The organism is Salinispora vitiensis (genome assembly GCF_000378825.1).
Taxonomy (GTDB): domain Bacteria; phylum Actinomycetota; class Actinomycetes; order Mycobacteriales; family Micromonosporaceae; genus Micromonospora; species Micromonospora vitiensis.
This window is the reverse complement of record NZ_KB900388.1, coordinates 3484178-3504651: the sequence shown is the minus strand read 5'-3', so window position 1 is coordinate 3504651 and position 20474 is coordinate 3484178. Positions and strand designations below refer to the sequence as shown.

20 protein-coding genes are annotated in these 20474 nt (G+C 69.2%); 10 read left to right on the top strand and 10 right to left on the bottom strand.

Features of this window, described 5'->3' with window-relative positions; all coding sequences use genetic code 11:
- Positions 1-16 precede the first annotated feature (16 nt).
- Positions 17-505, top strand: a complete 489-nt coding sequence (locus SALPAC2_RS0116575) for a methylated-DNA--[protein]-cysteine S-methyltransferase (protein ID WP_018217758.1) — start codon at positions 17-19, stop codon at positions 503-505.
- On the opposite strand, the gene SALPAC2_RS0116570 is transcribed toward SALPAC2_RS0116575, so the two are convergent.
- On the bottom strand, positions 502-735 hold the full coding sequence (locus SALPAC2_RS0116570) for a DUF397 domain-containing protein (RefSeq protein ID WP_026184804.1): 234 nt from the start codon (positions 733-735) through the stop codon (positions 502-504). The genes SALPAC2_RS0116575 and SALPAC2_RS0116570 overlap by 4 nt on opposite strands.
- A gap of 75 nt (positions 736-810) precedes the next feature.
- Positions 811-2511: an RCC1 domain-containing protein gene (locus SALPAC2_RS0116565; protein WP_018217756.1), complete on the bottom strand. Its 1701-nt coding sequence runs from the start codon at positions 2509-2511 to the stop codon at positions 811-813.
- Between the two features lie 489 nt (positions 2512-3000).
- On the opposite strand from SALPAC2_RS0116565, the gene SALPAC2_RS0116560 reads away from it, so the two are divergent.
- Positions 3001-3627 (top strand): hypothetical protein, encoded by a 627-nt coding sequence (locus SALPAC2_RS0116560; protein ID WP_018217755.1) that lies wholly within the window; start codon positions 3001-3003, stop codon positions 3625-3627.
- A 129-nt stretch (positions 3628-3756) separates the two neighbouring features.
- Here the strand turns inward: SALPAC2_RS0116560 and SALPAC2_RS0116555 are convergent, their stop codons facing one another.
- A complete protein-coding gene (locus tag SALPAC2_RS0116555) occupies positions 3757-4836 on the bottom strand; it encodes an inositol-3-phosphate synthase (RefSeq protein ID WP_018217754.1) in 1080 nt (359 codons plus the stop codon).
- 23 nt (positions 4837-4859) lie between these two features.
- Complete coding sequence (locus SALPAC2_RS0116550) at positions 4860-5495, bottom strand: PadR family transcriptional regulator (RefSeq protein ID WP_018217753.1); 636 nt, start codon at positions 5493-5495, stop codon at positions 4860-4862.
- A gap of 169 nt (positions 5496-5664) precedes the next feature.
- Here SALPAC2_RS0116550 and SALPAC2_RS0116545 point away from each other — a divergent pair, with 169 nt between their 5' ends.
- Complete coding sequence (locus SALPAC2_RS0116545) at positions 5665-6120, top strand: DUF5318 domain-containing protein (RefSeq protein WP_018217752.1); 456 nt, start codon at positions 5665-5667, stop codon at positions 6118-6120.
- Between the two features lie 139 nt (positions 6121-6259).
- Here the strand turns inward: SALPAC2_RS0116545 and SALPAC2_RS28000 are convergent, their stop codons facing one another.
- Positions 6260-6979, bottom strand: a complete 720-nt coding sequence (locus SALPAC2_RS28000) for a hypothetical protein (RefSeq protein ID WP_026184803.1) — start codon at positions 6977-6979, stop codon at positions 6260-6262.
- Between SALPAC2_RS28000 and SALPAC2_RS0116535 the strand changes: the two genes are divergently transcribed.
- Together SALPAC2_RS0116535 and SALPAC2_RS0116530 are read left to right on the top strand one after the other, a co-directional pair.
- The gene (locus SALPAC2_RS0116535; protein ID WP_018217751.1) at positions 6948-9215 is read left to right on the top strand and encodes a transglycosylase domain-containing protein; all 2268 of its coding nucleotides are present in this window, start codon (positions 6948-6950) and stop codon (positions 9213-9215) included. The genes SALPAC2_RS28000 and SALPAC2_RS0116535 overlap by 32 nt on opposite strands.
- Before the next feature lie 69 nt (positions 9216-9284).
- Positions 9285-10760 carry a glycosyltransferase family 87 protein gene (locus tag SALPAC2_RS0116530; protein ID WP_018217750.1) on the top strand — a complete coding sequence of 492 codons (1476 nt, stop codon included), beginning with the start codon at positions 9285-9287 and terminating at the stop codon, positions 10758-10760.
- A 16-nt stretch (positions 10761-10776) separates the two neighbouring features.
- Here the strand turns inward: SALPAC2_RS0116530 and SALPAC2_RS0116525 are convergent, their stop codons facing one another.
- Both SALPAC2_RS0116525 and SALPAC2_RS0116520 read right to left on the bottom strand, forming a co-directional pair.
- The gene (locus SALPAC2_RS0116525) at positions 10777-12966 is read right to left on the bottom strand and encodes a hypothetical protein (RefSeq protein WP_018217749.1); all 2190 of its coding nucleotides are present in this window, start codon (positions 12964-12966) and stop codon (positions 10777-10779) included.
- The gene (locus SALPAC2_RS0116520) at positions 12963-13754 is read right to left on the bottom strand and encodes a deoxyribonuclease IV (RefSeq protein ID WP_018217748.1); all 792 of its coding nucleotides are present in this window, start codon (positions 13752-13754) and stop codon (positions 12963-12965) included. Before SALPAC2_RS0116520 ends, SALPAC2_RS0116525 begins: the two co-directional genes overlap by 4 nt.
- A gap of 537 nt (positions 13755-14291) precedes the next feature.
- On the opposite strand from SALPAC2_RS0116520, the gene rpsF reads away from it, so the two are divergent.
- The 5 genes from rpsF (at position 14292) to dnaB (ending at position 17839) form a co-directional block, all read left to right on the top strand.
- A complete protein-coding gene (rpsF, locus tag SALPAC2_RS0116515; protein WP_025618049.1) occupies positions 14292-14582 on the top strand; it encodes a 30S ribosomal protein S6 in 291 nt (96 codons plus the stop codon).
- Between the two features lie 90 nt (positions 14583-14672).
- Positions 14673-15200 (top strand): single-stranded DNA-binding protein, encoded by a 528-nt coding sequence (locus SALPAC2_RS0116510; protein WP_018733076.1) that lies wholly within the window; start codon positions 14673-14675, stop codon positions 15198-15200.
- 41 nt (positions 15201-15241) lie between these two features.
- Positions 15242-15481 carry a 30S ribosomal protein S18 gene (gene rpsR / locus SALPAC2_RS0116505; RefSeq protein WP_007073789.1) on the top strand — a complete coding sequence of 80 codons (240 nt, stop codon included), beginning with the start codon at positions 15242-15244 and terminating at the stop codon, positions 15479-15481.
- 14 nt (positions 15482-15495) lie between these two features.
- On the top strand, positions 15496-15942 hold the full coding sequence (gene rplI / locus SALPAC2_RS0116500; protein ID WP_018217745.1) for a 50S ribosomal protein L9: 447 nt from the start codon (positions 15496-15498) through the stop codon (positions 15940-15942).
- A gap of 490 nt (positions 15943-16432) precedes the next feature.
- Positions 16433-17839: a replicative DNA helicase gene (dnaB, locus tag SALPAC2_RS0116490; protein ID WP_018217744.1), complete on the top strand. Its 1407-nt coding sequence runs from the start codon at positions 16433-16435 to the stop codon at positions 17837-17839.
- A gap of 167 nt (positions 17840-18006) precedes the next feature.
- On the opposite strand, the gene SALPAC2_RS0116485 is transcribed toward dnaB, so the two are convergent.
- From SALPAC2_RS0116485 to SALPAC2_RS0116475, 3 genes are read right to left on the bottom strand one after another with little or no spacing between them, the layout of a single operon-like run.
- Positions 18007-18384 (bottom strand): TFIIB-type zinc ribbon-containing protein, encoded by a 378-nt coding sequence (locus SALPAC2_RS0116485; RefSeq protein WP_026184801.1) that lies wholly within the window; start codon positions 18382-18384, stop codon positions 18007-18009.
- A gap of 22 nt (positions 18385-18406) precedes the next feature.
- Positions 18407-19039, bottom strand: coding sequence for a phosphoribosyltransferase (locus SALPAC2_RS0116480; RefSeq protein ID WP_018217742.1), 633 nt, complete (start codon positions 19037-19039; stop codon positions 18407-18409).
- Positions 19023-20348 carry a glycosyltransferase 87 family protein gene (locus SALPAC2_RS0116475; protein WP_018217741.1) on the bottom strand — a complete coding sequence of 442 codons (1326 nt, stop codon included), beginning with the start codon at positions 20346-20348 and terminating at the stop codon, positions 19023-19025. The genes SALPAC2_RS0116480 and SALPAC2_RS0116475 overlap by 17 nt, the downstream gene beginning before the upstream one ends.
- Between the last annotated feature and the right edge of the window lie 126 nt (positions 20349-20474).

The following is a 20474-nucleotide window of genomic DNA, read 5'->3' as shown; positions in this document are numbered from 1 at the left end:
GAAGGAGAATAGGCGGATGCGCTGGACCGTGCTCGACTCGCCGATCGGCGAGTTCTCCCTGGCCACCGACGGTGAGGCCGTGTGCGGAGCGCACTTCGCGCGGGTCACCGAGGCCGCCGACGAACCCGCCGACGACCTCTCGGCCCGCGCCGTCGCCGAGCTGCGGGCCTACTTCGCCGGGGAGCTGACCGCCTTCACCGTGCCAGTGCGAATCCCCCGGGGCTCGGAGTTCGAGCGGGCGGTGTGGCGGGAGATGACCGCCATTCCCTACGGGGAGACGCTCACCTACGGCGAGGTGGCCCGGCGGCTCGGCGACGCCTCGGCGGCGCGGGCGGTCGGCGTGGCATGCAACCGGAACCCGGTGCCGGTGATCGTGCCCTGCCACCGGATCGTCGGCTCCGGCGGCAAACTGGTCGGCTTCGGTGGCGGGCTCGACCGGAAGGTGAAGCTGTTGGAGTTGGAGGCCGGTGTGGCCCTTCGGCGAAGCTGGTCGGCGGCGGGCTAGCCGGTCAGGGTGCCGGACCGTAGGCCGGTGAGGAAGTCGGTCCAGCTGGTGGCGGAGAAGCCGAGGACCGGGCCGGAGCGGTCCTTGCTGTCGCGTACGGCGACCCGCCTGCTCCCATCGAGCACCGGCCCCGCCTCGACACAGTCGCCACCGCCACCGCCACTGCGGGTGCTGACGTGCCAGGCGACCCTGCTCGGCTCGATCGAGTGGACCCAGGTCTTCGCCGCCATGCTCACTCCAGACGTGCTTCCAGATCAACGAGGAACCGCTGCACGGTAAGGGCTGAGGTACCGACCACGGCTCGCTCAGCGCGGGTGGTGTGTTGGTCGGCGTCTGCGGTCGAGGTGGATCAGGGCGGTGCCGATGAGTAGGAGCAGGGCGGCGGCGCCGACGGTGGTGGGCAGGCTTGGGCCGGTGATGGGGAGGCCGGGGTCGTCGGGCGTGTCGGGGCTGGGGCTGGCGGGCGTGTCGATGGTGATGGTGGTGGCCTCCGACTGACCGCTGGGGCAGGTGTTGGTGCTGGTGTAGTGGGCGGTGAGGGTGTGAGTGCCGGCCGGGAGCCTGGTGGTGTGGGCGGCGGTGTTGGTGCCATCCAGGGGCACGGCGTGGAGGTCACTGCTGCCGTTGCGGAAGGTGATGGTTCCGGTGGGGACGTCGGTGGTGCAGGTGACGGTGGCGGTGAGCGTGACGTCCTGATCCGGTTCCGGGTTCCGCGGTGCGACCTCCAGCGTGGTGGTGGAACTCGGTGGTTCGATGAGGGCCATGCCGTGGTCGTTGCCGGCGGTGATGGTGGCGATGGCGGTGCCGGTCGGCAGGTTGACGTTCACTGGGGTGTTGCTCTGATTGGTGGTGCCGTCGCCCAGCTGGCCGGAGTAATTGCCGCCCCAGGCGAGTGCGGTGCCGGTGGAGGTCATCGCCAGGCTGTGGCCGCCGCCGGCGGTGATAGTGGTGAGCGTGGTGCCGGTCGGCAGGTTGACGTTCACGGGGGTGTTGCTGTTGTCGGTGGTGCCGTCGCCCAGCTGACCGTAGTAGTTGTAGCCCCAGGCGAGGGCGGTGCCGGCGGAGGTCATCGCCAGGCTGTGGATGGCGCTGGCGGTGATGGTGGTGACCGTGGTGTTCGCGGGGAGACTGACGGCAACTGGCACAGTGCGGTCGGTGTTGGTGCCATCGCCGAGCTCGCCGTAGGTGTTACTGCCCCAGGCGAAGGCGGTGCCGGCGGAGGTTGCCGCCAGGCTGTGGACGCCGCCGGCGGCGATGGAGGTGATGCTGGTGCCGGTCGGCAGGTCCACCTCCACCGGGGTGTTCCTGTCGTCGGTGGTGCCGTCGCCCAGCTGGCCGGAGTAGTTACCGCCCCAGGCGAGGGCGGTGCCGGCCGTGGTTATCGCCAGGCTGTGGACGGCGCCGGCGGAGATGGCGGTGATGGTGGTGCCGGTCGGTAGGTCCACCTCCACCGGGGTGTTGCGGTTGGTGGTGGTGCCGTCGCCCAGCTGGCCGAAGAAGTTGTAGCCCCAGGCGAGGGCGGTGCCGGTGGAGGTCAACGCGAGGCTGTGGTTGTGGCCGGCGGCGATGGCGGTGACCGTGGTGTTCGGGGGGAGGTTGACCTCCACCGGGGTGTTGCGGTTGGTGTTGGTGCCGTCGCCCAGCTCGCCGGAGAGGTTTTCGCCCCAGGCGAGGACGGCACCGTCGGAGGTCAACGCGAGGCTGTGACCGTTGCCGGCGGCGATGGCGGTGATCGTGGTGTTGGCCGGTAACTCCGCTTCCACGGGGACGGAGCTGTCGGTGGTGGTGCCGTCGCCGAGCTCGCCCTGGCCGTTTCCTCCCCAGGCGAGCACGGTCTCCGACATCGCGCTGGACGCGGCGGGTTGCTGCTGCGCGAGGGCGGGCCACCCGCCGGTCACCTGCGTCACGGTCACCGCCAGCGCGAGGAAGAGCCAGCCGGCCACGGTGCGTCCCGCTCGGCGCGCGTCGGTGTCCCGGACTACCCACCGGCGAATTTCCGGCATCATTCCTACCTCCGAGCGGACAGTGCTGCGCAAACCAAGCGAACATATCATCGATTACCGATCTCCTGGACCGGTTGAGAAACGCCCAAAAACGCCAGAATCAGACAAATCTCCCGGCCCGAGCGCCGACCGATGGGGGCATGCCGAGAAGGCCGCAACTGAGGTCGGTATCCGGAACTCGGGAAGCGATATGTCCAGTCCATGCCTATTTGGGACGTGACCAAGTCATGGTGGGGGCGGAATCGTGGCGGGCGCCGGGGCGTTACACCATGCGTACGACCGAGGAAGTGCCCCGCCGTAAGCGGGGACGGCCGCCGGGAATGGTGGTGGTCGGCCGGTCGTTATATCTGGACCCGGCGCCGTGCGTGTCCCGACGAGACCCGCGGTCGCCGACCTATCCCTTGGTTCTTTGAGCGCCGGACGGTGCTTGCACCCCGCTCCCGACCCCCTTCGGGTGCGTGTGGGTGTCGACCCCCGAATGGAGCAACACTCATGAACACGATCATGTTGCGTAGTGCACTTGGTATCGCTGGTCTGGCCTTCGGCGTCGGTGTGGTCGCTGGCCCTCAGACCTTCGACACCACCACCGCTTCCACCCCCACCCCGAGCACGTCGGACTCGGCCACCTCGGCGGACCCGGCCACCTCGGCGGCTGCGGTGCCGGCGGAGAAGCCGGACAAGGGCACGCTGATCCCGCACGGTACGCAGGGTGAGCAGTCGCGCATCGACCTGGGTGGCGAGCAGACCGACAACGTGAAGGCCATCATCGGGGCCACGAAGAAGGCCGACATGGACGAGCGGGCCGCCGTGGTGGCGATCGCCACCAGCCTGCAGGAGTCGAAGCTGGAGAACCTGGGACACCTGGGTGCTCGGAACGACCACGACTCGCAGGGCCTGTTCCAGCAGCGCCCGTCCAGCGGTTGGGGCACGGTGGAGCAGATCACCGACCCTGAGTACTCCACCACCGCCTTCCTCAAGGGTTTGAAGCAGGTCGAGGGCTGGCAGGAGCTGCCGTTGACCGAGGCCGCGCAGAAGGTGCAGGTGTCCGCGTACCCGTTCCACTACGCCCAGTGGGAGACCCAGGCCGCTGACCTGGTGGCCGAGCACTGGAGCAGCTGACCCAAACCTATAGACCCAACCCACAAGGGGAAAAGAAACTGTTGGCCGGCACCCGGTTCGGGTGCCGGCCAACAGTTGTCACTGGGGTGGGGCCCAGCCGGTCCCACCCCAGTGCGGTAAGTCAGAACGTCAGCGCGCGATCTCGCCGGCGATGAACTCCTCGACGGCGGCGTGCGCGTCGGAGTCGGCGTACTGCACCGGCGGGGACTTCATGAAGTACGACGACGCCGACAGGATCGGGCCGCCGATCTTCCGGTCCAGGGCGATCTTCGCGGCCCGGACCGCGTCGATGATGACGCCGGCGGAGTTCGGCGAGTCCCACACCTCGAGCTTCAGCTCCGCGTTGAGCGGGGTGTCGCCGAAGGAGCGGCCCTCCAGGCGGATGTAGGCCCACTTGCGGTCGTCCAGCCACGGCACGTGGTCCGACGGGCCGATGTGCACGTCGCTCTTGGCCATCTCGTGCGGCACCTGGGAGGTCACCGACTGGGTCTTCGAGATCTTCTTGGAGACCAGGCGGTTGCGCTCCAGCATGTTCATGAAGTCCATGTTGCCGCCGAAGTTGAGCTGGTACGTGCGCAGCAGCTCAACGCCGCGGTCCTCGAACAGCTTCGCGAGGGCGCGGTGCACGATGGTGGCGCCGACCTGGCTCTTGATGTCGTCGCCGACGATCGGCAGGCCCGCGTCCTCGAACTTCTTCGCCCAGACCGGGTCGGAGGCGATGAAGACGGGCAGGGCGTTGACGAAGGCGCAGCCGGCCTCGATCGCGGCCTGGGCGTAGAACTTGCCGGCCTCCTCGGAGCCCACCGGCAGGTAGGCCACGACCACGTCAACCTTGGCCGCGCGCAGCGTCTCGGCCACGTCCACCGGCTGGATGTCCGACTCCTCGATGATCTCGCGGTAGTACTGGCCGAGACCGTCGAACGTCGGGCCGCGCTGCACGGTCACGCCGGTCGGGGGCACGTCGCACAGCTTGATGGTGTTGTTCTCGCTGGCGACGATCGCCTCGGCGAGGTCCATGCCCACCTTCTTGGCGTCCACATCGAACGCCGCGACGAACTCCACGTCCGAGACGTGGTAGTCGCCGAAGGTGACGTGCATGAGACCCGGGACGCGGTCGTTCGGGTCGGCGTTCCGGTAGTACTCCACGCCCTGTACGAGGGACGAGGCGCAGTTACCCACACCGACGATGGCGACGCGGACGGAGCCCATAGCGTCTGCCTCCTTCTCCTTCATCACGGCCGCTCTTCCCTGGACGCTCCAGGCGGAGGCGGGCTGTTGTCTTCTGGTTGGCCGCCGGCGGCCCCGGTGATCGGGGCGGTCGGGGCACGGCCGGAGCGCTCGTTGGCGATGAGCTCCTCCAGCCAGCGAACCTCACGCTCACAGGCGTCCAGGCCGTGGCGTTGCAGTTCCAGGGTGTACGCGTCGAGCCGTTCGGCAGCGCGACCCAGCACGTCGCGGAGCCCTTCGCGGCGCTCCTCGATCTTGCGGCGGCGACCCTCCAGGATGCGCAGTCGGGTTGCCTGGTCGGTTCGGGCGAAGAACGCGAAGTGCACGCCGAAACCGGTGTCGTCATACGTCTCGGGCCCGGCATGGGCGATGAGTTGGGCGAACCGCTCCTTGCCCTCCGCGGTGATTTTGTAAACCACGCGGCCTCGTCGGCTGGTCAGCGCGGGAACGTCCGAGACGTCGGGTGTCTCGTTGGCCTCGGTGATCCAGCCTGCCGCCTGTAGGCGGCGCAGGGTTGGGTAGAGGCTTCCGTAGCTGATGGCCGCCCGGATGGCACCGAGTTTCGCGGTGAGCTCCTTGCGCAGCTCGTAGCCGTGCATCGGAGCCTCTTGCAGGAGGCCGAGGATGGCTAGTTCGAGCACTGTCATCCTCCTTACCCTGCTCACCTGAGCACTAACCGTGCGATGTATCGGTCCGATACATCGCCACGCTAGCGGATCGCCCTGGGTGGGGCAAACCCGCACCGCCGTGTCCCGATTACCGGCAGTCACTCTGTCGCCGGGTGCGGCGGCACCGCGTACTCTCGTGCTCATGCGTACGCAGCGTCAGGTGGTCGACTACTCGCTCCGGAAGCGGGCGGCGCTGCGGGAGTTCCTGACCAACCGGGTCGGCCCGGATGACCTCTGCGACGCCTCGCCCTACCTGAAGAACGCGGCCCGGTTCCACGGTGAGCCGACCGACGAGCGGTGCCCGATCTGTCGGAGTGAGAACCTGACGCGGGTGCACTACATTTACGGCGACGAGCTCCGGCAGTCCGCCGGTCAGGCCCGGAGGCTGGCGGAGCTGCCCGCGCTGGCGATGACACTGCGTGAGTTTCAGGTCTTCGTGGTAGAAGTGTGCCTTGGCTGTGCCTGGAACCACCTCATCGAGCAGTATTTGCTCGGCCGGGACGGGCTGGTGGAGAACGGGCCGGAGCAGGTCGTAGTGGGCGGGGTGCTCACCACGGACGCTCCCGGCGGGCAACGGAGGCGAGAGGCGCAACGGTGACGTCAGCACGATCGGTCACTTCGGCCCGACGGGCCGCCGCCCAGCTCGATCGACCCGCTGATAGTCCGATTAGCCCGCTTGATTGGCAAATAGGCACCCTTGCGCGACGGGACCGCGTCGTGTCACTGGGTGCCGCAACTCACGGCAAACCGGTGGTGGCGCGGCAGCGCTCCACCGCGACCGGCAGGGTGTGAAGAATGAACTCGTACGGCGACCCCAGCTCCTCGCGTGGGCGGGCCCAGATACCGGGCCAGCACGGCGTCCCCGGGCGGGCCGACGACGCGTACCGCGCCCCCGGTGGTGCGGCGCGCGGCCAGTCGGCCGGACCGGAGGGAACAGCGGGCCGCGCCTCGGTGACACCCCGGGGTGGCGCTTCCAGCGGCCGGGCTTCGGTTGGTGGCTCGGCTTCCGTCCCCACCCAGGGTGCCGCCGGCTCGGCCTCAGTTGGCCGGGCAGGTCGCGCTTCGGTGCCGACCCCGGCGGGACCGGGCCGTGCTGCGGTGCCGAGCCCGGCCGGACCGGGCCGTGCCTCGGTGCCGGCCGCGCCGGGCCGCGCCTCCGTGCCGGTATCCCCCGCGCCGGGTGGCTCCGCCGGGCGCGCGAGCGTCGGTGCCGCGAGCGGGTCGGCCTCCGTCGGGTCGGCCTCCGCGGGGCGGGCCCGAGCCGGTGCCGCGGTGGCCGGAGGCCGGGCCTCGGTGGCGCGGGCCGGCGTCGCGTCGGCCGCCGGTGGTCCCGGCGGCCCGGGCGGCCCCGGTGGATCGGGCCGATCCCGCAATGGTGGCCGTGACCCGAACGCCGCGCGGGCGAAGAAGCGGAAGCGGACCAACATGTTGATCGCCTCGTTCGCGGTCTTCATCATGTTCGCCGGGCTGGGCGTCGTCGGCTTCACCTACTTCTCCACCAACGTCGTCCTGCCCGACCAGATTCCCCTTCCGCAGTCGACAACGGTCTACACGAGTGACGGCAAGGGCCTGGTCGCGAAGCTCGGTAACGAGAACCGGACGCTGATCACCGTCAGCCAGATGCCGAAGCACGTGCGGGACGCGGTCGCCGCGGCCGAGGACCGGAACTTCTACCGGCACTCGGGCGTCGACTACAAGGGCATTGCCCGGGCCGCCTGGAACAACTTCACCGGCGGTAGCCGGCAGGGCGCGTCCACGATCACGCAGCAGTACGCGCGTAACGCCTACGCGAGCCTTGAGGACGACACCTACGCCCGCAAGGTTCGGGAAGCGATCTTCGCCTCCAAGCTGAACGACGATTTCAGCAAGGACGAGATCATGGAGAACTATCTCAACGTGATCTACTTCGGCCGCGGCGCGTACGGGGTCGAGGCCGCGGCGCAGACCTTCTTCGGCAAGCCCGCCAGCGAGTTGACCGTCGGCGAGGGCGCGGTGCTGGCCGGGCTCATCAAGCAGCCGGAGAAGACCGCCACCCACAACGGGTACGACCCGGCGGTCAGCCCGGAGGACGCGAAGGCGCGCTGGGACTACGTCCTCGACGGGATGGTGGCCGAGGGGTGGCTCAACGCGGCGGAGCGTCCGACCGAGCTTCCGGAGGTGAAGCCGGTGGCCGAGGGGGGCAACGGCTTCGGTGTGGGCACCCCCCGCGGCAACGTCATCAACTACGTGCGGGCGGAGATGGAGCAGTGGGGACTCTGCACCAACACGGGGGCGGGGGACGAGGGCACGCCCACCTGTATGGATGCGCTGCGCGAGGGCGGTTACAAGATCACCACAACGATCGACGACGAGATGCAGACCGCGATGGAGAACGCGGCCCGGGCGGAGGCGAAGGACTCGCCCCTCAACGGCGAGCCAGATAACCTGCAGGCCGCCGGAGTCGCCGTGGAACCCGAGACCGGCCGGGTGCTCGCCTACTACGGTGGGGAGAGTGGCGCCGATATCGACTGGGCCGGCAAGAACACCAGCAAGGACGGCACGCTCTATGGCGGCCATCCGCCCGCCTCGTCCTTCAAGATCTACACCCTAGCGGCCGCCATCGAGGCCGGCATCTCCGTCAACTCACGGTGGGACGCCGAGCCCTTCACCCCCGAGGGCTACGACAATGAGATCGGGAACGCGGGTCGAACCGTCGACTGTGAGAACAATTCCTGCACTCTCGACTATTCGACGGTCGAGTCGTACAACGTTCCGTTCTTCCACGTGGCGGAGCAGATCGGCTCGGACAAGGTGATCAGCATGGCCCGGCAGGCGGGTGTCACCACCATGTGGGACAACGGCGACCCGGCCAAGCCGTACAACCTGCTGGCGGAGAAGCCGGAGGACCTGGCGCCAGACTATTTCGACCGGGTGGTGGGCTTTGGCCAGTACCCGATCACCGTCCTCGACCACGCCAACGGTCTCGCGACGCTGGCGAACGACGGCATCTTCCACCAGGCGCACTTCGTGCTCAAGGTCGAGCAGAAGGACAAGGACACCGGCGAGTGGAAGGTCGTCCGCGGGACCGGCGAGAAGCTGGACGGGCAGCAACGGATCCGCAAAGAGGTCACCGATGAGGTGACCGCTGTCCTGAAGCAAATCCCGGTGAGGAACAAGGACGCCCTCTCCGGAGGGCGGGAGGCGGCCGGGAAGACCGGCACCTGGGAATTGGACGGGACCGACTACAACTCGAACGCCTGGATGGTCGGCTACGACGACAACCTGGCGACCGCGATCTGGATCGGTAGCAACAAATCCGCCAGTAGTACGGTCAAGTACAACATTGGTGCGATCAAAAACAAGAATGGCAGTAACATCGGCGGCAGCACCATGCCGGCGGATGTGTGGAAAAAATTCATGAACGAGGCGCTGAAAGACGAGCCCAAGTCGGACCTGCCGAATATCACCGGAGTCGGGGACGACCAGGCCGGTAACGGTGCGTTGCCGCCCCCGCCGGAGCCGGACTGTGGGCCGTTTGGCCTGTTCTGCAACGACAACGACAACGGCGACGACGACAACAACGGCGGTGGCGACAACAACGGCGGTGGCGACAACAACGGCGGTGGCGACAACAACGGCGGTGGTGACAACGGCGGGGATATCGGATTCCCGCCGCCGCCGAACGGAGGCCCCGAACGACCTGGGCGGGACTAGCTGGGCTGGCCAGCGTCAAGGCCATCCAGGTGCACGACGGCAACACCGATCTAGTGCAGGATGCACGTCATGAAGACGCAGACGACGGGTGGTATGGACAACGCCGCCGCACCAGACCACCCGTCCCGCTCCGACGGCTTCGTTCGTGGCGTCTCCGGCCTGATCGGTGGCCCGTTGGGCGACCACGCCACCGCCTTGGACCGGCCGGTCGGCGGGGAGCGTCGGTTCTGGACCGCGGTCCGGATCGTCCTGGCCCTGGTCTGCCTGACGATGGCCCTGCACTGGGTGCAGAAGTCGCCCTGCCAGGACGGCGCCTGGGCGAACAACGTCCAGTACACCCGCTTCTGCTACACCGACGTGCTCGCCCTCTACTACGCCGAAGGGCTCAACGAGGGCAAGGTCCCCTACCTGGACCACCCGGTGGAGTATCCGGTGCTCACTGGGTACTTCATGGGTGCCCTCGGCCTGCCGGTGCACGCGCTCGGCAGCACGGACCCCGGCCTGAACCAGGCCATGTGGTTCTACAACCTGAACGCGCTGGTGCTCGGGGCACTGGCGGTGGCCACCGTCGCGGTGATCCTGGCGCTACGGCGTCGACGACCCTGGGACGCGGCACTCTTCGCGCTCGCCCCCGCGCTGCTGCTCACCGCCACCGTCAACTGGGACTTTCTCGCCATCGGACTGGCCGCCTTCGGCCTCTTCGCCTGGGCACGCCGCAATCCCGCGTTGGCCGGCCTGCTACTCGGCCTAGGCGGGGCCGCGAAGCTCTGGCCGCTCTTCCTCTTCTGGCCGATCCTGCTGCTGGCCATCCGGAGTAGCCGGCTGCGGGCCGCGCTCACCGCGATCGTCACGGGCGCGGTGGCGCTGGTCCTGGTGAACCTCCCCGCCGCGCTGGCCAACCCCACCAACTGGGGACGTTTTCTGGAGCTCAACACGGAGCGGCCGATCGACTGGGGCACCCTCTGGTACATCGGCCGCTACCTCGACGGCAGGATCGGCGAGCCCGGCGCCGGCCCCTTCGAGTGGCTGAGCAACAACATTCCGGTGCTGAACAACCTGGCGTACGCGCTGTTCTTCCTGGCCTGCATCGGCATCGCCGTGCTGGCCCTGCGGGCCCCGCGCCGCCCGCGCCTCGCCCAGCTCGCCTTCCTCGTGGTCGCCGCCTTCCTGATTTTCAGCAAGGTCTGGTCGCAGCAGTTCGTGCTCTGGCTGCTGCCCCTCGTTGTGCTCGCCCGCCCCAAGTGGGGTGCCTTCCTGGCCTGGCAGCTCGCCGAGGTTGGCTACTTCTTGGCCTTCTACGGCGAGCTGCTGGGCACCTCCACCGGCACGCCGGTCTTTCCCGAGGGCGTCTTCGTGCTGGCCGCCGCGTTCCGGCTGACCACCGTCGCCGTGCTCTGCGTGCTGGTCATCCAGGAGATTCTCCGGCCGGAGCAGGACGCGGTACGGGCCAGCTACCCCGACGACCCGGACGGCGGGGTCATCGACGGCGCACCGGACGCCCCCTGGGTGGCCAGACAGCGAGCGCCCGCGCCGGTGGCGATCTGACCGGCGCGGGATCCGGTCACAGGCGGTAGACGACCACGTCGCCGATCTCCTCCCGGGTGATGCCGAGCAGGTCAACCGGCGCGTCGATGGTGAATTCCCAGGGCGTGCCGGCCACCTGATCCCGAGGGATCAGGACGTTGCGAACGCCCAGGGTGCGCAGGTAGTCGACGCTGGCCTGGTCGGGGAACGTGATCGTCGCCTGACGCACCTCCTCGACCAGGGTCGGTGAGAAGCCACTCCCCCCGTTGACGATGTCCTGGAAGTGGGTGGTTGACCAGAGCATGATCGGCTGGTCCCGATTCTGGTCGCTCGGCAGCACCAACAGCGGGCCGTCCACCGTGCGCATCGCCGCGGGCTGCGCCGGGACGACCGGGTGCGGGGTAAGGTTCAGCCCCTCGACGGTCACCAACAGCAGTGGCAGCAGCGTGGCCAACCGCAGCCACGGGCTCGGCCAGGACGGGATCCGCGCGGCGGAGATCTTCCGGACCCGGCCGGCGAAGGCGCTTACCGCGCCCGCCGCGAGGAGCCCGAGTAGCAGGGTCGTCCAGAGCATCAGCCGACCCGGCGTACGGAGGCCGTTCCACCCGGGTAGGTACTCGAAGAGCGGCACGTAGGTGTACTGCCCGTCGAACAGTTCGGTGCCCATCGCCAGCACCATGCTGACCACGACCCCCGCCAGCAGTAGGAGCCGGTGCCGGACCCGCCACACCGAGAAGAAGAGGCCGCCCAGGGCGAGCGCGTAGAGCACGTACCCGGGCAGCAGGGTCATCTCCGGTTGCCAGGGCAGCGTCGACCGAGCCCCCTCGTGCAGGTCACCCCAGATTCGTGACTCGGCCGGTGCGGTGAGGAAACCTGTCGCGGGTGGGGAGAACCAGGCGAGGTCGGCGACGGTCCGCTCCGCCTGCGGATGCAGCTCGACGACGGTGAAGTAGGGGAGGGCGAGCAACGCGCCAACCGCAGCGAAGATCAGCCCGCCGACCACGTTGGCGGCGAACAGCCGTCGACCGAAGGGGCGTCGCACCGGGCGGACGACCCAGCGTCGCAGGAACCAGGTCACCGCGGCGACCAGCCCGGTCCCGGCGAGGACGTACGCGAACGGCAGCCCGATGCCGAAGCCGAGGCTGAGCTGCCAGGCGGCGACCAGCCAGCCGGCGTACACCCAGCCGACCCGTCGCTTCTCCGGTCGGTAGCCGTGCCGCAGCGACCAGCCGTGCCCCCGAGCGAGCATCGCCAGCGCCAGCGGGATACCACCGTTGGAGATCACGTTCAGGTGCCCGGCGTGGGCCAGCAACCACGGCGCGTACGTGTAGGTCACTCCGGCGACCGCGGCGCCGATCCGGCCGGACCCCAGCTGCCGGGCCAGCACGTACGCCCCGAACGTGGCGAGGGCGTGGGCCAGCACGAACATGATGTTGTATCGGAGCAGGGCGGCTTCGGGGCCAGTGCCGATCATCCCGGCGGGGGCGTACCCGAGCAGGGTGTCGGAGAAGACGAAGCTCCACCGTTCCGGGAAGAACGCGTTGGAGTGCAACAGCCGGCCCGGGTCGGTCAACAGCGCGTGCCCGGACCAGGCCATCTGCCATGCCTGCAGGCTCGGGTCCCAGTAGTCCTGGGGCAGGGTGTAGCGCGGGTAGCGCAGTGTCGGCCAGGTCATCGCGACGGCTAGGGCCAGCGAGCCGAGCGCTGCGAGCATCCACTCGTGGGTCAGGAACCGGCCAACGGCGCGGGTTGCCCGGCCGATGCGGGTTGGAACCGGTGTCGGAGCGGGGCCGAAGGACGCGAACGGGTCCCGTTTCTCCTGGTCGTCCTTGTCGCCCTTGGCATCCTCTTTTGCCGTGCTCTCGGCGGTGCCGTCAGCAGGAGTCGCGGTGCCCTCCGAAGAGGACGTGTCGCTGCGCCCGTCGGCGCTGCCGCCAGCAGTGGTGTCCGCGGTGGTGCTCTTGGTGGCGGTGGCGGTGGCGGTGTCACCCGCGGTGGTGCTCTTGGTGGCGGTGGCGGTGGCGGTGTCACCCGCGGTGGTGCTCTCGGCGGTGGCGGTGCCGGTGGTCTTGGCGGTGGCGGCGGTCGTGGAGCCGTCCTTGGGTGATCCGGCGTTACCCGGGCCGGTTTCGAGCTTGTCCATGATGGTCTTGGGCTTTCGATCACCGGCGGTGCTGGCCGCCTTGGGATTCGGTGGCGGTGTGCCGCCGGAGCGTCCGATGGTCATCCGGTCGACCCCGGCACGCCGAGCTGCTCCCGGAGGAAGGCGATGTCGGCCGCCTGGCCATCCGCCCCGCCGGGTGTCTCGACCACCACCGGGGCGCCCGCCGCCCGGATCACCGCCACCACCTGTTCCGGGTCGATCGTGCCGCCGGTCAGGTTGTCGTGTCGGTCCTGGCCCGAGTTGAAGGCGCCCTTGGAGTTGTTGGCGTGGATCAGGTCGATCCGGCCGGTGATCGCCTTGATCCGGTCGACCAGCCCGAGTAACTCCTCACCCCCCGCGTACGCGTGGCAGGTGTCCAGGCAGAAGCCCACCTCGTGATCGCCGATCGTGTCCCAGAGCCGGGCGAGCTCGTCCAGCCGGCGGGCGCAGGCGTTTGTCCCGCCAGCGGTGTTCTCGATCAGCACCGGCACGCCGAAGCCGCCGGATTCCGCCGCGTACGCGAAGGCCTTGCGCCAGTTGTCGAAACCGGTGGTGAGGTCGTCGCCGGCGTTGACGTGGCCCCCGTGCACGATCAGGCCACGGGCTCCGACAGCGGCGGCGGCTCGGGCGTGCGCGAGCAGGAGTTTCCGGCTGGGGATCCGGATCCGGTTGTTCAACGTGGCCAGGTTGATCACGTACGGCGCGTGCACGTAGAGGTCCACCTCGGCGCTGCGTAGCCGGTCGGCGTCTGCCCGCGGCTTCGGCGTTTTCCAACCCTGCGGGTCGGAGAGGAAGAACTGCGCGGTGTCGGCGGCTCGTGCGCTCGCCTCCGCCAGTGGGTCGGACGAATCGACGTGGGCTCCGATACGCATGCTGGGGAGCCTACGTCGAGTTGACCGACCGACGGCGACCGCAGTGCGGCGAGGCGCGTAAGCGGCGTGGTCAGAGGTGCGTCACCGCAGTGATCAGCGATCGTTGAACGAGGTGGGATGGACGGTTCTGTCAGCTTGGACTAGTAGATTGTCTGAGATTTACCGAATTCTCCGACAAGTCCCGCACATTAGGGGCTATGGTCGGGAAACAACATGATGAAGCCCCGCGGGGTGTCGCCGGTCCAACCTCATCGGTGTGGTCGTTCCTCCCCAGGTCCCACCCAAGGAATGCGGACACGGCACCCCGCGGTCCCTGGTTCACGGGGGGCTCGCCTCGACATCGACGTCCTGGTCGGGCCCCCCGTGAACCATGTTCGGGGGCACTTACACCACCCCGGGCATGATCGTCCGGGCCGGGTATCCTGGTTCGGTTGTCCACGTCCGGCCGGGTCCCCCCGGGTCCGGGTGGGCCACGACGCACGACCTCCTGCCACGGAAGGACCGTGGCCGTCCTAGCCCATAGGAGGTGAGCACGTCTTGCGTCATTACGAGATCATGGTGATCCTCGACTCCAGCCTTGAGGAGCGCACCGTCGCCCCGTCGCTCGACACGTACCTGAACGTGATTCGGACCGCGGGTGGCTCGGTCGAGAAGACCGATGTGTGGGGCCGCCGGCGCCTCGCGTACGAGATCAACAAGAAGACCGAGGGGATCTACGCCGTCATCGACCTGCAGGCGACGCCAGCAGCGGTGGCCGAGCTGGACCGTCAGCTGCGGCTCAACGAGTCGGTGCTGCGTACCAAGGTTATTCGGCCGGAAGTGCGCTGAGGCGCACCCCGACCCCCAACCCCGACACCCCCGGATCAGCCTCGTCGGCATTGTCGGACGGCTCTGTCAGCCTGTACGGCGAGACGATGAGTGCGCGAGGAGATGGTCATGGCAGGAGAAACCATCATCACGGTCATCGGCAATCTGACCGATGACCCCGAGTTGCGATTCACCCCCTCCGGTGCGGCGGTCGCCAAGTTCCGGGTCGCCTCGACGCCCCGGTTCTTCGACAAGTCGTCCAGCGAGTGGAAGGACGGCGAGCCGTTGTTCCTCTCGTGCACCGTGTGGCGGCAGGCCGCCGAACACGTCGCGGAGTCGCTGCAGCGCGGCACCCGCGTGATCGTGTCCGGTCGGCTGCGGCAGCGGTCGTACGAGACCCGCGAGGGTGAGAAGCGCACGGTCATCGAGCTGGAGGTCGACGAGATCGGCCCGTCGCTGCGCTACGCCACGGCGAAGGTGCAGAAGATGTCCCGCTCGGGCGGTGGTGGTTTTGGCGGCGGTGGTGGCCAGGGCGGCGGAGGCAACTTCGACGACCCGTGGGCCTCGGCCGCTCCTGCTCCCGCGCCCTCGCGCGGCGGGTCCGGTGGTGGCAACTTCGACGAGGAGCCTCCGTTCTGATGGCGCCGAGCGCCCGCAATCGCAAACCAGGAGCAAGGTCAATGGCCAAGGCTGCGGCCCTTCGCAAGCCGAAGAAGAAGGTGAACCCGCTTGATAAGGACGGGATCACCTATATCGATTACAAGGACACTGCGCTGCTGCGCAAGTTCATCTCCGACCGGGGCAAGATCCGTGCCCGGCGAGTGACTGGCGTGACCTCGCAGCAGCAGCGGCAGATCGCTCGTGCGGTCAAGAACGCCCGCGAGATGGCGCTCTTGCCGTACACGGCGACGGCTCGCTGAGAGGAGGCGCCGACATGAAGATCATCCTGACCCAGGAGGTATCCGGCCTCGGTGCCCCAGGGGACATCGTGGAGGTCAAGAACGGCTACGGCCGTAACTACCTGCTGCCGCAGGGCTTCGCGATCGCCTGGACCAAGGGCGCGGAGAAGCAGGTCACGCTGATCAAGCGGGCCCGGTCGGCCCGCGAGATTCGTGACCTCGGCCACGCCAACGAGGTCAAGGGCCAGCTCGAAGGGCTGAAGGTAGCCCTGAAGGCCCGCGCCGGCGAGGGCGGTCGGCTCTTCGGTTCGGTCACCGCGGCCGAGATCGTCGCGGCCGTCAAGGCCGCTGGCGGCCCGACGCTGGACCGTCGCCGGCTTGAGCTGCCCGCGCACATCAAGTCGCTCGGCTCCTACCCGGTGCGGATCAAGCTGCACCCCGAGGTGACCGCCGCGTTCGACCTGAGCGTCGTTCAGGGCTGACACCCGCACCACCGATCGGGCCCGCGCCGTACTCGGCGCGGGCCCGATCTGTATCCCGCACCACCGATCGGGCCCGCGCCGTACTCGGCGCGGGCCCGATCTGTATCCCGTACCGGCTCGATCGGTATCGCGCCGTGGGCCGGTCGGCATCCGCCTCGGGTCGATCTGGCGCCGGTGTTCGACCCGGCGGCTGACCGATTTCTTTTTATCCACAGGGTGTGGAAGCTGTTTTTCCAGCTCAGAACGGTGTTGAGAGAGACCCTTCCACAGTTATCCACAGGCTGTGCACAAGCTGCACACATGCCTGCCCCCTGCTATCCACAGGTTGTCCCGAGACTCGTCCACCGCTGCTGTTGAGGCGTCCTCCTCGTCTTCCGTATGGTTGCCAACCGACCCGCCGCACGATGGCCCCCGATCGCCCTGCGGGTCGAGCAGGCCGTGACTCCGCGGTGGAGCCAGGTCGATGAGCTGACGGTGTGAAGGGGGAGCCGTGTCGGTCGCCGACGAGATGCCAGCCGAACCGCGTGCTGGCGGGCCGACGACGGTGCCGGTGCAGCGGGACGGCCAGTTCGAGAAGACCCCACCGCAGGACATCGCCGCCGAGCAGTGTGTGCTGGGCGGGATGCTCCTCTCCAAGGACGCGATCGCCGACGTGGTCGAGATTCTCAAGAGCAACGACTTCTACCGGCCCGTCCACGCCACCGTCTTCGACACGATTCTCGAGATTTACGGCCGGGGCGAGCCCGCCGACTCGATCACGGTCGCGGCGGCCCTGGCCGACTCCGGCGACCTAGTCCGGATCGGGGGCGCACCGTACCTGCACACCCTGATCGCCAGCGTGCCCACCGCGGCCAACGCCGCCTACTACGCCCGGATCGTCAGCGAGCGGGCCGTGCTCCGGCGGCTGGTCGAGGCCGGCACCCGGATCGTGCAGCTCGGCTTCGGCACCGCCGCCAGCGGCAGCCGGGACGTGGATGACGTCGTTGACCTCGCCCAGCAGGCCGTCTACGACGTCACCGAGCGGCGGGTCAGCGAGGACTTCGCCATCCTCGCCGACATGCTCCAGCCCACGCTCGACGAGATCGAGGCGGTTGGCGCCCAGCACGGCATGATGACCGGCGTTCCCACCGGCTTCACCGACCTCGACCGCCTTCTCAACGGGCTGCAGGCGGGCCAGCTCATCATCGTCGCCGGGCGGCCCGGCCTGGGAAAGTCCACGGCGAGCATGGACTTCGCGCGGAACGCCGCGATTCGCGCTAACCAGGCTGCGGCGATCTTCTCGCTGGAAATGAGCAAGGTCGAGATCGTGATGCGACTGCTCTCGGCCGAGGCCCGGGTACCCCTGCACGTGCTGCGCAGCGGTCAGCTCTCCGACGACGACTGGACGAAGCTCGCCCGCTGCATGGGCGAGATCAGTGAGGCGCCGCTCTTCGTGGACGACACGCCGAGCATGAACCTGATGGAGATCCGGGCCAAGGCGCGACGTCTCAAACAGCGACACGACCTGAAGCTCATCGTCGTCGACTACCTCCAGCTGATGACCTCGCCGAAGCGTACGGAGAGCCGGCAGCAGGAGGTCGCCGACCTGTCCCGTGGCCTCAAGCTCCTCGCGAAGGAGGTCGAGTGCCCGGTCATCGCGGTCAGCCAGCTGAACCGTGGCCCAGAGCAGCGGACCGACAAACGGCCCCAGCTCTCCGACCTGCGGGAATCCGGCTCCATCGAGCAGGACGCCGACGTCGTCATCCTGCTGCACCGCGACGACTACTACGACAAGGAGTCGCCGCGGGCCGGGGAGGCGGACTTCGTCGTGGCCAAGCACCGGAACGGGCCGACCGACACGGTGACGGTGGCCGCGCAGCTCCACCTGTCGCGCTTCGTGGACATGGCGATCGTGTGAGTGGACCGGGCGATCGGGTGCGCCCAGGCGGTTGACCGCGCGGTGTCCCGAATGACCGCCCAGCGCCTGGAAGGGCCGCGCAGCGCCCCGCAGGACCGCGCGGTGTCCGGAAGGATCCCGGCCCGCGCAGCCGCGGTGGGGTCCTTCCGGACGCGCCGTACCGGCGTTCAGCCGAGCAGGTCGCCCAGGAAGCCCTTGTGCCGCTTCCGCCGGTAGTGCCCGTGGTAACCGTAGTGCTGACCGTGGCCGCCGTAGGCCGGGGCCGGAGCCGGGGGGTAGCCGTGCGCGGGCGGTGGTGGGGGCGGCACGGTGCCGTAGCCGGGCTGCTGCGGCGGCGGGGGCGGCGGGTAGCCGCCGGGCTGGCTGGGCTGGGCGGGTGGCGGAGCGGCCTGCTGCCGGTTCCAGTTAGCCTCCGCCTCGAACAGCTTCTCCAACTCGCCGCGGTCGAGGAAGATCCCCCGGCACTCTCCGCACTGATCGATGACGACGCCACTGCGCTCGTACTGGCGCATCTCGCCGTGACACTTGGGACAGGTGAGGCTCATCCACCGACCGTACCTGGTTGACCTAGGCGGTTGCGGTCAACGTGGCGGTGACTTCGTCGTCGGAGACCTCGTGGAAGTCGTCGTAGTAGGCGCTGACCGCGGTGAATTCGGCCGGGTGCCGCGGACAGACAACCTGGTCGGCCTCGGCCGAGAGCAACTCGTACGCCTCCTGCGAGCCGACCGGGGCAGCCGCCACCACCCGTCGGGCACCGAGGTGGCGGGCGACCTGGACCGCGGCGCGGGCGGTGGCGCCGGTGGCGAGGCCGTCGTCCACGATCAGGGCGGTGCGGTCGGTGAGGTCCAGCGGCGGACGGTCGGCCCGGTAGAGCCGCTCCCGGCGATCCAGTTCGGCCCGCTCCTGACGGTCGACCTCGGCGATCTCCGTTGGGCTCAGCCGGCCGGCGATCCGTTCGTTGAGCACCTGGGCCCCGCCGGGACCGATCGCGCCGAACGCGACCTCGGGCGCACCGGGAAGGCCGAGCTTGCGGACGGTGATCACATCGAGTGGGGCCTCGAGTCGGCGGGCGATCACCTCGGCCACCGGCACTCCGCCGCGGACCAGGGCAAGCACGATGACATCGGGTTCACCGACGAGCGCGGTGAGCCGATCGGCGAGCGCCCGACCCGCGTCGCCGCGGTCACGAAAGGTGGTCACCTCTCAGGTGTACGCCCGGATGGCCGGTTCCGGGGCGGGTTGCTGGATTCCGACCGGCGAGTGCGGGGGTCCAGATCAGGAAGGCCAGCGGGTAGAGCAGGTAGCCGAACCGGCTGGCGGGCATGAGCAGGAGCGCGACGAGGAGCCCGTACCCGCAGATGAGCGACGCGGCGGCGGCCGTACGCGGGGGGCGGCGGGTGAGCCGCAGGGCGAAGGCCAGCCCGACGGCGAGCAGCAGCCCGCCGGTGAGTAGCCGCCCGGCGGGCAGCCCGGTGGAGATCAGGTGGCCCGGGAGCGGGGACTGGGCCGGGCTGGTGACCAGGCCTTGGCCGAGCGGGAAGCGGAGCACGTTCTCGACCAACGCGTCGGGGTCGATCAGCAGGACGGGCAGCAGGGCGATGACCGGCAGCCCCAGGGCGCCGGTGAGGACCCGCCGGCCGGACCGTCGGGTGGCACCCCAGATGGCCAAGACCACCGCGACCGGCCAGGCGAAGAGTTTCAGGGCGGCGGCCAACCCCACGGCCGCTCCGGCCCGGCCCGGTTTACCCGCGGCGGCGAGGGTGAGTGCGAGCAGGCAGAGTGCGAGAACGGGCAGGTCGTCGCCGCCGGTGGCGAGGGTGAGCGCGCTGAACGGCAGGATCGCGGCGGCCTGTACGCCACGCAGGATGCCGTCGCCGGGCCGGTGCGCCTCGCGGGCGCCGGACCGCCAGAGTGTGCGCCCGGCGAGTGCGAGGATGGCGACGGTGGCGAGCGCGAACCACACCCGGGCGTCGGTCAACGCGGTGTCGACGATGGCGCGGGGCACCCCGAACAGGGCCATTGCCGGTTGGTACGGGGTGTAGCCGAACAGCTGCTCGCTGATGGGCAGGGCGGCGATCGCCTCGCGGCTGAGGTAGGGGGTACCGGTCTCGATCAGCCGCCGCCCGGAGTCCTCGATGACGATGACCTCCTCCTGCGCCCGGTCGGGACGCCCGAAGGCCCGTTCGGTGCTCTGCCAGAGCACCGGCAGCAGCACGGTGGTGGTGGCGGCGAGCCCGGCGACCGCCCAGCGGGTGGCGAGCCCGGTCAGCGGGGAGCCGGGGCGGCGCCGCCAGATCAGCAGCTGGGCGGTGGCGGCGACGGCAGCGACGAGGTAGCCGGCGGTGGCGACGCTGCCCCACGCGCGGTGCGGGGCGAGGGTGGAGGTCAGGGTGGTGACTGCGGCGAATCCGGCCGAAACGGCGTAGAGGGCCAGGTCGACGGCGAGGCCACCGGCGGCGTTGTCGACGGCGGGCCACCCGCGGCGTACGCCCGGAACGGCGCTGGTCACGCGGTCAGTTTTGCAGATCGGCGGCGCCGGGTCAGGCGGGCTGGGAACGACCGCGGGCGGTAGCCGGCCGGAGCTTTTTACAACTCACATTGACGGTATATACCGTCGACCGTAGTCTGGCGGTAT

What these genes read in the sequence shown, in the direction of transcription:
- SALPAC2_RS0116485 (WP_026184801.1), bottom strand. Translation starts at nt 18,384, where the DNA reads ATGAGCCTCACCTGTCCCAAGTGTCACGGCGAGATGCGCCAGTACGAG.
- rpsR (WP_007073789.1), top strand. Translation starts at nt 15,242, where the DNA reads ATGGCCAAGGCTGCGGCCCTTCGCAAGCCGAAGAAGAAGGTGAACCCG.
- SALPAC2_RS0116555 (WP_018217754.1), bottom strand. Translation starts at nt 4,836, where the DNA reads ATGGGCTCCGTCCGCGTCGCCATCGTCGGTGTGGGTAACTGCGCCTCG.
- SALPAC2_RS0116520 (WP_018217748.1), bottom strand. Translation starts at nt 13,754, where the DNA reads ATGCGTATCGGAGCCCACGTCGATTCGTCCGACCCACTGGCGGAGGCG.
- SALPAC2_RS28000 (WP_026184803.1), bottom strand. Translation starts at nt 6,979, where the DNA reads ATGATGAAGACCGCGAACGAGGCGATCAACATGTTGGTCCGCTTCCGC.
- SALPAC2_RS0116535 (WP_018217751.1), top strand. Translation starts at nt 6,948, where the DNA reads ATGTTGATCGCCTCGTTCGCGGTCTTCATCATGTTCGCCGGGCTGGGC.
- rplI (WP_018217745.1), top strand. Translation starts at nt 15,496, where the DNA reads ATGAAGATCATCCTGACCCAGGAGGTATCCGGCCTCGGTGCCCCAGGG.
- SALPAC2_RS0116525 (WP_018217749.1), bottom strand. Translation starts at nt 12,966, where the DNA reads ATGACCATCGGACGCTCCGGCGGCACACCGCCACCGAATCCCAAGGCG.
- SALPAC2_RS0116545 (WP_018217752.1), top strand. Translation starts at nt 5,665, where the DNA reads ATGCGTACGCAGCGTCAGGTGGTCGACTACTCGCTCCGGAAGCGGGCG.
- SALPAC2_RS0116570 (WP_026184804.1), bottom strand. Translation starts at nt 735, where the DNA reads ATGGCGGCGAAGACCTGGGTCCACTCGATCGAGCCGAGCAGGGTCGCC.
- SALPAC2_RS0116575 (WP_018217758.1), top strand. Translation starts at nt 17, where the DNA reads ATGCGCTGGACCGTGCTCGACTCGCCGATCGGCGAGTTCTCCCTGGCC.
- SALPAC2_RS0116530 (WP_018217750.1), top strand. Translation starts at nt 9,285, where the DNA reads ATGAAGACGCAGACGACGGGTGGTATGGACAACGCCGCCGCACCAGAC.
- SALPAC2_RS0116560 (WP_018217755.1), top strand. Translation starts at nt 3,001, where the DNA reads ATGAACACGATCATGTTGCGTAGTGCACTTGGTATCGCTGGTCTGGCC.
- SALPAC2_RS0116565 (WP_018217756.1), bottom strand. Translation starts at nt 2,511, where the DNA reads ATGATGCCGGAAATTCGCCGGTGGGTAGTCCGGGACACCGACGCGCGC.